At 54.5% G+C, this 11,027-nt stretch carries 12 protein-coding genes; 1 reads left to right on the top strand and 11 read right to left on the bottom strand.

Annotated elements, in window-relative coordinates; all coding sequences use genetic code 11:
* Positions 1 to 38: 38 nt before the first annotated feature.
* From RHSP_RS19175 to RHSP_RS19165, 3 genes are read right to left on the bottom strand one after another with little or no spacing between them, the layout of a single operon-like run.
* Positions 39 to 389, bottom strand: coding sequence for a contractile injection system sheath initiator (locus tag RHSP_RS19175; RefSeq protein ID WP_004121275.1), 351 nt, complete (start codon positions 387 to 389; stop codon positions 39 to 41).
* 1 nt (position 390) lies between these two features.
* On the bottom strand, positions 391 to 1,056 hold the full coding sequence (locus RHSP_RS19170) for a Gp138 family membrane-puncturing spike protein (protein ID WP_004121272.1): 666 nt from the start codon (positions 1,054 to 1,056) through the stop codon (positions 391 to 393).
* Entirely contained in the window at positions 1,053 to 1,916 is an 864-nt protein-coding gene (locus RHSP_RS19165; protein ID WP_004121269.1) for a baseplate hub protein, read from the bottom strand. Before RHSP_RS19165 ends, RHSP_RS19170 begins: the two co-directional genes overlap by 4 nt.
* A 54-nt stretch (positions 1,917 to 1,970) precedes the next feature.
* Here RHSP_RS19165 and RHSP_RS19160 point away from each other — a divergent pair, with 54 nt between their 5' ends.
* Entirely contained in the window at positions 1,971 to 2,360 is a 390-nt protein-coding gene (locus tag RHSP_RS19160) for a hypothetical protein (protein ID WP_004121267.1), read from the top strand.
* A 3-nt stretch (positions 2,361 to 2,363) separates the two neighbouring features.
* Here the strand turns inward: RHSP_RS19160 and RHSP_RS19155 are convergent, their stop codons facing one another.
* The 8 genes from RHSP_RS19155 to RHSP_RS33145 form a co-directional block, all read right to left on the bottom strand.
* Positions 2,364 to 2,672 carry a phage baseplate plug family protein gene (locus RHSP_RS19155; RefSeq protein WP_004121266.1) on the bottom strand — a complete coding sequence of 103 codons (309 nt, stop codon included), beginning with the start codon at positions 2,670 to 2,672 and terminating at the stop codon, positions 2,364 to 2,366.
* A gap of 3 nt (positions 2,673 to 2,675) precedes the next feature.
* On the bottom strand, positions 2,676 to 3,302 hold the full coding sequence (locus tag RHSP_RS19150) for a hypothetical protein (protein WP_004121265.1): 627 nt from the start codon (positions 3,300 to 3,302) through the stop codon (positions 2,676 to 2,678).
* A complete protein-coding gene (locus RHSP_RS19145; RefSeq protein WP_004121263.1) occupies positions 3,302 to 5,407 on the bottom strand; it encodes a hypothetical protein in 2,106 nt (701 codons plus the stop codon). The genes RHSP_RS19150 and RHSP_RS19145 overlap by 1 nt, the downstream gene beginning before the upstream one ends.
* 117 nt (positions 5,408 to 5,524) lie before the next feature.
* Positions 5,525 to 6,052 (bottom strand): hypothetical protein, encoded by a 528-nt coding sequence (locus RHSP_RS19140; protein WP_200863276.1) that lies wholly within the window; start codon positions 6,050 to 6,052, stop codon positions 5,525 to 5,527.
* Positions 6,053 to 6,062: 10 nt separating this feature from the next.
* Entirely contained in the window at positions 6,063 to 6,497 is a 435-nt protein-coding gene (locus RHSP_RS19135; protein ID WP_004121258.1) for a phage tail fiber protein, read from the bottom strand.
* 24 nt (positions 6,498 to 6,521) lie between these two features.
* Complete coding sequence (locus RHSP_RS33155; protein WP_051074111.1) at positions 6,522 to 8,480, bottom strand: DUF3383 family protein; 1,959 nt, start codon at positions 8,478 to 8,480, stop codon at positions 6,522 to 6,524.
* A 40-nt stretch (positions 8,481 to 8,520) separates the two neighbouring features.
* Entirely contained in the window at positions 8,521 to 9,459 is a 939-nt protein-coding gene (locus RHSP_RS33150; protein WP_004121253.1) for a phage neck terminator protein, read from the bottom strand.
* Positions 9,460 to 9,575: 116 nt separating this feature from the next.
* A complete protein-coding gene (locus tag RHSP_RS33145) occupies positions 9,576 to 11,003 on the bottom strand; it encodes a hypothetical protein (protein WP_004121252.1) in 1,428 nt (475 codons plus the stop codon).
* Positions 11,004 to 11,027: the final 24 nt, after the last annotated feature.

Here is an 11,027-nt window from a genome sequence, read left to right as displayed (position 1 = left end):
CCGAAGGACGGCTGAGGAACAGAAGTTGTCATGTGTGATTAGAACCCTGTAGCCGAAACTTGGCCGTCATCGTTCATGATCTGGACTTGGCCCGAGACCACGCGGTCTTTCCAAGAAGTGATGAATGACTGAGACTTGGTGACCCCCGGAACCGTGAGGGCCGCAGCATTGAAGCGCGCCTTCATCAATGATATCGGCGGCGAATAGCCTAGGATTTCGGTGAAGTATGGAATCCCAAGGGTTGTATCGAAGTACACTTCACCTTCGAACGTCCGGATCGCACTGGCAGCGTCTTGTGCCTGCGAATAAGGATTGCCGGCCACAGCGATATTGCCCGCGGTATCTACGGCTAGATCCCACGTCACCACATCCAAAAGAAGTGTCTGCATGTCAGGTTCCTGGATCGGGCGGTGGGCCGCCACCATGCTTGTGATGCTGCAGCGTGACGCTATCACCCGTGCCCGTGCCCGCTTGGACTCCGCCGGGAGTGGTCAGATTGCCGCTACGATCAATAATCAGGCCGTTGATATTCACACCATTGGTGCCAGTTTGAATGCTGTTACCAAACTCATCCACGATATGGATGCCGGGGCCATTCAGGTTGACGTATCTGGTTGGCGTCACTGCGTTCAGCATCGCGCCGTGATAGACGCCATCCGAAAGATTGCTGCGCCGAAAGGAGCCGGGATTAGATTGCGCTCCCTCATTTGAGCGAAGAGACGAAGTATCCCGGTCACTGATGATAATATGGCCCACATCACCGATGACCGGATCCATAATCACGCCGGCGGCGCCACCCTGGCTACGAGAAACGGGAAGACCATAGATAATGCCATGAGGCGTCTGATTGCCCTGCCCATCGATCTGATTGACCATGGGCTGAACATCAACCGTAGGAGCCGCCCCTACCCCGCCACCATGAACGGCGATGATTTTCACCGGCAATGCTGTCCGCGCCTCAGAGAGTTCCTGCTGAATCAGAAACCTGATAGCATTGTAAAGGTCCGTGTTATCGGTAATGCCTTGTTGGCCGAAAAAGCCCTCCGGAGCCGTCATGATACCGTGGCTCCGATCTGAACGCCTTCCATCGCCATTTCCCAGCGACCGTGCGGCACCATAGATTCAAGCTGATATTCCAGCCGGTTGACCTTCCATTTCCCATTAGCGGGAGTCAGATCGCTTTTGACTTCGATCGCGCCGAGATATTTGACGGACGGATTGAATAATGCCCTGACCAAGACATTCGCCTGGTTGAAGCTTGGATACCCAATCATCCCGGTCTGAGCGGAAATCAGAACGGCATCACCTTCCCGCGTAGAGCTTGGAGGCACGATCGCCATTGTGTTTCGTTCGATAATCATGTCGACACCGGCGTGCTTTGCGATCGCAAGAGCTTGCTGAAGAGCTGTCCCCGCATAGTAAGGGTTTGCCAGTTTCGTCGTGACACCGGCATTCTCGAAGGCGAACCCCATCTGCGTCGCGAGACCCTGCATCATCCCTGCGACATCAGCAGAGCCCCGGATACTCAAAGGCGTGGCAGGCTTTATCGCGTGAAAAGCTCCTGGCCTTGCCATCACCCGAAAGCAGACTTCAGGCATGGCCTCCGCATCAACGAATGCGGAGGTGATTTGACCGCCAAATACCAAAGTCATGCCAGAGGCATCACCAGCTTCCACCGTGACGGAATTCTGGTAGAGCTTATAGGCTTGTGTGCCGACCGTCGATAACTGGTTCATAAGGCTCATTGGCAACCCGTAGATCGCCATCTCGAGCCAGCTTTGCGATGCGCCACCTGTGTTCGTAATGTGACACGCCACACGAGCGCCAGTCACCAAGGCGCTGTTATTCTTTCCTTTTCCGAAACTACCATTGGCAAGATCGAATTGGACGTTAATTAGTTTTTGCGAAAATGACATTCATTCATCTCCGCTCATCTTGCAGAAATAGATAAACAGGCGCACATTTTCGCCATGATCTTTGTGCCCGCTCTATTTTTGCTATTTCTGGTCATCCTCTTTCCGAGGTTCACCAAATTCATGCTGACGCTTTTTGCCTTTGGCATTCTGTTTGCCGTGGCGTCATGCGTTGACCACGCTCATGCGCAGGTACCGAGCGAAGCAATGATGAGGAATGCGATCTCTTTCGCCAATTGCACGGCGGCGAATGCCGAGCTGGAGTCTGGAAAACTTCATCAGATCAAAATGCTTGGAGGCGATGAAGTCGCAGTTCTCGTCACGAGTTGCGCCCCAGTAATCGATTCCTATGTTCATTTCTGCCGCGCTTCCGGATACGCCGAAGATCACTGCTACGGCGATTTGCGCATCATGGCAGAAGATGCATTGCGAAAGATCGGAGATTGAATCTCACGCCGCCAATTCATCTGGCGTGAGATATGCGAGGTTCCAGCGCGTCCCCAGACCCGTATAATATGGATCTTCATCTCCACTCTGATCATCGATAAAGGCCAGATCGCCTTGAAACCCGAGATAGGCCGATCGAACGATCCTGTTGTTCGTTTCGGCAATAACCCCGCCAATGATCAATGTGTTGCTCACATAAAGATCGACGAATAGGCCGCCGATCGTCTGATAAACATCGATCTGGCAAACCTGCCCGTTCAAGGTCACTGTCACGGTCTGGTTTGGAATAGCCTGTAATGGGACGATCAGCATAAGTCACTTATTCGCGTGTATGCGGTCGAGTGCCGCGTTTTGCGTTGGCGTTGCCGCTACGGGCTGGACAGTGCCGCCGTTGACTTGGGACGCCGAGGTCGGGCTTTGTGTGGCAGATTGCATATCGTTCACGGTCTCGCGAACTTCGAACGTCCAAATATCCACCACGATCAGACCGACGCCATTGTTAGCGGACTGGCTATAGCTCCAATTTGTGATGTTGACGGAAGGATAAATCGCATCCGGTGTCACCACATCGTAGAGGTTCAAATCACCCGCCACGGCCTGGATCGAAGCGATGAATGCCTGCTTGTTTGCATCCGATCCGCCGGCTGAGAACTGAAATCTGGCATCGAATGGGATCTGAACTTTATCGAAGCTCTGGAATGCCCCGCGCTCGACTGGAAAGTCCGAAATTGCCCATTGCTGTCGATAATCAAACCTGACCACGTTATCCGCGAGAATGACAGGGGTTCCGCCCGAATAGATCCCCCATGGTTGCTGAAGAGGCGCTCCAAAGAATAACCCAACCGCATCGGCCGTGAGGAAATTCAGAAGTTGCCCAGCCGCCGCGGCGAAGACCACAGACGGCACTCCCGGCACATTGGGAACATTAACCGGGAATACCATTATTGTGGTCCTGAATTGGCAGTGGCGGCAACTGTCGAGCGGAATAGGCTATCGGCGATCGTTGAGGCTATGCCCTTCGAATCCGTCGCCTGCGGCGCGTTCACATTGATCGTACCGACATGCATAGCGTTTGATGTGCTCGACGTAGTGGCGGTATGGTTGTTCTGAATATTGGACAGTGCCGCGCCGCGCGCACCCGACATTACAGAATCCACATACCCGGTGTCTGGGAATGGACCAACGCCCATTTTCCCAGTGATTCCTTCGGCCCGAGCACCCATCCAAGGCCCCCAGCCGCCCTTTCGAACTTGATCCAGCGCGAAATCAATCTGCTGTTTCCATGTGCTGGAATTGCGAGCATCCAGGCCAGTTTTCTTTGTGAACTCATCCCCAAGGCCACCATGAGGCATCCGAGGATTGATACCACCATAATGGAGCTGGAATGGCCCGAAGGACGAATTCCCATCACCGCCCCGGTCCACTTTTGTTGGATCAAATCCACGAAGACCTTCATGATTGGCAACACGAAGAGCAATGTTCGGATCAATGCCACGTTTGATTGCGGCCTGACGGATATAGGCAACAACATCCGCGTTAGAGCCGGTCAGACTTGGCGTTCCGGCCGCTAAGGTTTTGCCCACGAATGGTGTTGTTTTACCGCCTGAAGGCGCTGCGTCATTGCTGCCGCCGCCGCCAAGCAGCCCACCGAAGAAATTACCGACGCTCTGCCAAAACCCGCCACCAGATCCTTGCTGTTCAAGGGTGACGGGCATCGGATTGGACTTCGATACCGGACGGCCGTCTACAGTCTGGTTCAGGAAGTCGTTAAGACTGCCTTCCCTGCCGACGCGATCCCTATCCCGATCATCTGGGCTTCCAGATGAATTTGCGGCAGGCCCGCGATTGTACCAAGCGTTCTTTTCGGCCGCGTTGATTTTTGCTTGGCTTGGTCCTGGCGCGGTATCGGTCAACATATATGCTGCTCCGGTGACTGCGAAGATCTTTCCTAGGACACCCATCATCCCACCCCCAGATGATGCGGATGGCGTAGCGGCAGCACTTGGTCCCAATGCAGTTCTCAGACTACCAAGCATCCCAAGGGCTTTGCTACCGGCCCACAGAGCAAACAGAACCTCTGTTGCGGTCGTTATGCCGCCGATGGCATCCGCAACCTGCTTTGCGTCATTGCCGAAATCCTTAAGCCCCTGGCCGATCGCATTCCAATCCACTTTCGCGAGATAGTCGGAGAAGTCTCCGACAGCCTTGACAATCCCGCTTCTGAGCCAGTCTTGGTTCTTTTCCAACCAATCCGTCATCTGCTTGAGCAGTTTCGCCATTGTCGGGCCAAGCTTCTCCAGCACAGTATTGGCGAGAGAGACCGCCGTCTGCTGTAGAGTGACCCACTGATCTTGAAGCTGTTGGGCTGCCTTGATGGCATCATTCGATGGCGAAAGCTTCTTGATCTGATCAAGGTAGGCGCCAATGGCGTCACCATACTTGATCATCACATTGGCGGTGGCGTCATCGATCCCCATTCCCTGCGCAAGGAAATGCGCTTGAGCCGGATCAATGCCGTTCATGGCCTTCAGAGCAGACGCAGTGTCCCGAAGGAACTTGTCGACGCCATGTTCTGTATCGATACGCTTGCCGGTCAATGCCTGAAGCTGGCTGAATTCCTTCGGCAGCAACTGACCATTGCGGTGCAGATCATAGAGGGCCTTGCCGATCCGTTCAAATGAGCCAGCGGTAGCTTCGGCAGACCCACCCATGCGCTCGGTTGCCATACCCCAAGCGGCAATAGTCTGAGGCGATTGACCAAGATTGGCTGCAAAGCGGCCGAGCGATGCATCAGCGGTATTCAGGTCAGCAATGAATTCCTTGATGCCGCGCGCACCGAGAAATGTGGCATAAAGCGTCAGAACAGATCGCGTGACAGAAGAAATCGCCTGCGCTGTTGATTTGGCGGAAGCTTCGACAATCTTGCCACTTTTGACCATCTGATCAGTGGTCTTTTTGTCGGTCTCCTGGATTTCCTTCGCGCCCTTCTTGTAGGCAGAAGGATCGAGGCCTACGGCAACATAAAGGGTGTCGATGATGTTCGCCAAATCAACTCCCCTTTCTTTTCGCTGCTTCTCTGATCAATTCGGCATTGTAGGAATCCACCGCAGCGACTTCCAAAATGTCGTAGACATCTTCTAGGGACAGGTGCTCTTGAAGGTCTCTCAGCGCGGTCGTTTTGTCTTTTGCGAGCGAGAGAACTGCACCGATGGTTCGGGGAAGGTTGGGATATTCGATGAGGGAGACGGATGAGCCGGCGCCGACGAAGAAGTTTCGCTCGATAGGCCGCCGGTCACGGAAAAACCCGTGATCAACTGAAACACCTCCGATCGAAGATAGAGGCGAGTCGCGATTTCCTCGATGTCTTCCTCAATGAGATCTTCGCGAATGTAATTCGGCCTCTGCGGGTCTGGTTTGATACAAACGCACCACATCATCTCATCAAGAAGCGGCTCTATCTCTTCGAACGGACAATTTACGAGAGACGCAACCCCCAGCATGGCTATACCAGCCATTCCGAGCTTCATAATCTCATCAATTCCGCCGATATCGACACCAGATTTAGCCACGACTGCGAGCGCGCGAGTAGCCCACTTCTCGGACTGCATTGGTGGAAATTCCCGAAGATGGAAGACCTTACCATAGTCTCGCCCTGGGAAGGTGATCGTTACGTCTTTAGTTTTACGAGCCATTAGTCAAACCTCAGAGCGGAGAAGGATCAACCGATTGCCAACGAATTAGCGCTTGGCGAGGCTGCGTAATTTTTGCTGCGGCCGGCGCAGGAGGCCAGCTAACCAGTGCGCCATTCTTGCAAACGTATGTTGTTCCCAAGGAGGGCAATGTGACATCCCCCTCCACGCGATAAGTTGTGCGATTTGATTTCATGGCGGCCATCCATGTATCGAAAATCTGATTGGAATCAGAATCGGCCTGAAGATGGAATGTCTGATCAACAGGATTGATGACATATCCCGCCGATAGTTTGCCATCCACGCCCATCGCCGTCTGGTTCACCTCAACGGTGGGCAGATCATAGACATTGTCGGTCGTAAACCCTTGAAGCTGAACCGGAGTGTTGAATACCCCGGGAATGGTCAAGGTAATGACCACATCTGCGGCTGTAAGATTTCCTGCCATCGAAGGCTCCTGATTTTCCGAGGGTTACTGAACGAGGGTGCTGTTCAGGACGATCTGCTGCACCGATTGGCCATCTGTATAATAGAAGTTGCACGGCGGCGATGTACGCGCTTGGCGAACCTGCGGGGACGCATCGACTACCTGCAAATACCAGCCTTGCTGCTGGAGAACCTGCCAAGACGTATCGGTGCCCGTCGCATTCCTGATCTGGGCACGCTGAAGGCTTGACAAGGTTATGCCAGACCGAATGACGCCGGCATTCAGGCCCGCATTGATAGGATCGAGGCAAGCTGCGCGGATCAACCCATAACCCTGATTGTTATAGGGAACGGAATTGATGTTCTGCAGCAATTCCATGAGCGCAAGCTGGAGTGCATTGTTGAGCCAGATTTGGTCAACATAGCTATCCAGCCACTGGAACTGGCCTGAGACAAGACCGGTCTGGAACTCCACAAACTGCTGGTTGGCGGTCGCATATGCGCCATAGAAGTTATAACCGTTTGCCGTCAGATTGTTGGCCGTGGTCGCATCGGTAACACCAGCGATAAGCCCATCCTGTCCACGGAAGGCAAAGGTGATGCGTCCGTTCAGAGCCGTGAAATCGATGGAGGCTGCCATGCCGCAAACAAAAGCGGCGATATCAGCCGCTGGCGTCGTGGCATTGAGAGGCTGATAGATCGGCGCGATACCGTCATAAGCCGCCACCTTGACGATATGGCCGAAGCTGGTTGTCGCATTGTTGCTTTCGGTCGGGGTGATATCGGTATCCCACGCGATATAAGCCCAACGCTTGTTCTGACTATTGGTCCATACCGCGAATTCCAATTTCTGAGCGCAACCACTGCCACCATCCGGATCAAATAGCGTCATGAACGTTGCCCAATTCTGGGTCAGAATGGTCATAGCCGTCATGAAAGCCGCTGGGTTCGCGGCAACCGCACCCTGCGAGAGAACAGCACCCGTTGCCTGAGTCAGGAAGATCGGAGCCGCAAGCGTGCCGGTGGCGAACGCAACGGTGGACTGATTGCCACGAGAGCCCGATTTGATGACGAACCCACCAGAGATGGAGTCGTAGGACACGGCAAGAGCCGATCCTGTAGCCGTCAGAGTACCACTGACAACCGTCTGTGTCAGGTTGACGAAGTAGGTACCCGTAAGGCCCGCTCCCGTACCCAGAGCGGTAATATTGGTGTTCGCAAGCGTGGTGCCCCCCGTAATGGTCTGGCCTACCGACAGCGTGCCAGAAGAAACGGCGGTCACCGTCAGAGTGCCATAGGAGGCCGTGACGGTGGTGGAGGCAACAACCTGCGTCTTCGAAACAGCATATTCACCGATACCGCCAGGAGTGCCGGAAATCTGCGCATCGATCTGCGTGCCAGCCGTGACGCCAGTGCCAGTCAGAACCGCACCGACAACCAAAGTTCCTGAGCTGACTGCCGTCACATACATGGTGTTGCCAGCAATGGAGGCCGTCACAGACGCAGTAGCAGCCGCAATCGAACCAGTCACGCTTGCAGCAGACGGCAGGGCTGCATTGAGTCCGGTCTGGATAAGCGTAGCCGCCGCCGAATAGCTGGTTGCACTCACAAGGTTGATGCTGGCTGCCGAATAGGCATAACCATCCATCACGATTGCCAAGGAACCGGAAAGGCCCTGAAGCTGTGGAATCGTCAACTGATTGACGGGGCCGCCACGAAGATAGGCCGCAACCGACGCAGAATTGTACTGCGCGAACAGGATATTGCCGGGCTTCTGTGTGGATGTGTTGAAGCCATTGAAATAGATATTCGCAATCGCGACTTCCTGAGACGATGGCCCGAAGTAGTTGGAGACGGAGACGCCATCATTCGGAAAGGAAAGCACCTGTCCGGTCGGGACTTGCGTATTCTGGGTCAGCATCAGGCCGTTGAGAACGAGCCCATTGCCGCCGGCATTGAGCACGCTCGGATTCACGCGCACGATTTGCGATGCAGGTATGGTCATGGACCGATCCCTTTCGAAAGTTTCAGATTGTGGGGATTGTTCAGTTGGCTGGGAAAGCCGCTTCAACTTCAGTGATAGCTATGTCGAGTTCATCGGCGAACTGCTGAGGTGCACGGATGATCTGGTTCGACTGCATCACTGCATCGATCACCCATCGGTTTTCGATTTGGGCATTCTCATTTTCAAAGGGCAATTGCCGAGGATCGCTCATGTAGAGCGGTGTCACATCGAAGCCCGAAGCCTTGAACACTTGGACGGCGAAATCATCGCGAAACAGCGTTGATATGGTCTGCGCATTCTCGGCACTATTCGGGCCATGAATGTCCAACTGCACGGTGATACGAGTAGGCTGGAGGAATATCTCTCCACCCGACGCCATCTTTCGAGACGGAACCGTTTGCGTGGGCGAGACCATGTAAGTCCCTATCCCGCCAGTTCCGGTTCCCAAAGCTATGATCTTGGTGAGGGCTGCAACGCCCACACCGAAGACTGTCTGCCCGACTGCAATGGTTCCAAACGCCACAGCGGAAACCGTCATGGTCTGGCCAGCAATAGCCGCCGTAAATGAGACATCCTCATAGCTATCGACGTTCGTCTCCAAACGAGATTGCATGATAGGCGTCATGGTCACAAAATCAGGCACAGCAGGCTCAGGAACGCGATTTGTCTGTGCCTGCACTACTTCAACGCCGGTATAGAGTTTCGCGCTGGCGAGCGTCTGTGAGGCGGCGATAGTGTATGTTCCAGTACCCCCGGTACCTGTGCCGAATGCCTTGATCGTCTGCCCTGGTGTAACTCCCTCACCAAGGACTGCATCCCCGATATTGATGGCGCCCGAGGTGATGGCGGAGACGGTTAGTGTTGTCCCGGCAATAGACCCGGTGAAGGTTGCATTGCCATTCGGCAAAATACCGAGCAAGAATTTCCGCAGCGCAGTCATGATGTTTGACTGCGTTGGAGACGGCGCCATCAATGTCATTGGATCTCAATCCATTTGCAGCACGCAGGCAATGTAGCCGGTGCTGACTTGCATCGCGCACGGAACGTTCGGGTTCACCGAACCAATGATAGGCGCGACAACCGCATGAAGATTCATCACTGCACCGTGTAGCTGAAAGTCACGCCGTAGCTATTACTGTTGGTATTTGCCGACCAGATCGTCAGTGATGCCGAATTGTCACCCGAGAACCCGATCACGGAGAACGATCCCTGTCCAACCTGCAGGGTTGTGGTTCCAAACCCGACCGCCTGATTACTAAAGCCAATGTTACTAGCGATCGGCAGCGACAATCTGATATTACCGGATGACCCCGGTGCGCCGGCAACCGCAATGCTCATTGTGCCCGTCACCGTCACAACGTTCCCGACACGCTGATACATGAATGTGCCGACGAAACCGGATGACGCGCCGCTGTTGTAGACCACAGTCGGCGTATAGGTTCCTGAAGCAAGCACAGGACCGCCACCGGTAGCGCCATCAACATAAGCCTTAGTTGCGAGCGATTGCGCGTTGGCCGGCGTGTAGCCCGAAGCTGCTTGGATATCCGAAGCATTGACGACAAGTTGGCCTGTGCCGCCAGGTGCCAGCACGATAGCTCCAGTGCCTTGAGTAGCAAGCCCAAGAGAAACATTCGCATTTCCGCCCGCCGATGAAATCGTAGGCGTTCCTCCCGATATCGAGGGAGTAAGGGTGATATTGTTGAAATTGTTGACCGAGAATCCGCCAGTGTGCACCCACGATCCAGAGCCGCTATTGGATGTGATGCCAGTGACCCCAGCGGCCTGACCTCCGCAGCCTTTCAGCCATGGGATAGCTGCGCTTCCAGCGTCATTTTTAAAGCGGAACTGCTGACAGCCCTGAAACGCAATCGCTTCATAGGTTCGGTTGTTGACGGATTGTGTCGCGTCGAAAAAGAGAACATCAGCGACATCAGGAGCTGCAGACAACGCGACGCCAGAATTGGTCGGCCCAGCCGGTGTTGTATTATTTGTTGAGCTGAGGAGGCCTTGGACGGTCACATTGGACGCGAATGCGTGTGCCCCAGTCCATGTTGGCGTAATGGCTAGATTGATAGGAGGCGCGGCGTCACTGCGCATGAAGGTCTGCGCGGTACCATTGATGGCGCTAGTACCGATCTGAGCGGATGGATTTGCCGGAGACGGTGCAGTCCCGCTACCGATCTGTTCGTAGACGGTGCCATTGTAGAGCAGATAATTTCCGGCCACATAGCTTACAGAGCCACCGCCGAGATTTTGAGAACCGCTGGTCGATATCGCGTACATGTCGCCAACAACGCCCGTACCATTCGCCAGCGTCGGCGTGTTGGTGGCCGCATTCCATGCGCCCTTGTACTGCAGTGCTGTGATTGCAAGCTGGCTATCTGGGAGCCGACCCGTAATGGTGAGCGGACCTGCTGGCTGACCCGGTTGTCCGTTAAGGGGAGGAGCTGGATTAGGCGCGATCTGAGCATGAGCTACGCTGACCCCAGTCAGTATGAGAAAGGCGAGAGCAATCTTTCTCATCAATTCTGTTCCACATATAACGGG

Source organism: Rhizobium freirei PRF 81 (assembly GCF_000359745.1).
GTDB lineage: Bacteria > Pseudomonadota > Alphaproteobacteria > Rhizobiales > Rhizobiaceae > Rhizobium > Rhizobium freirei.
The sequence above is the reverse complement of the archived record's forward strand: the minus strand, read 5'-3'. Positions and strand labels throughout refer to the sequence as shown.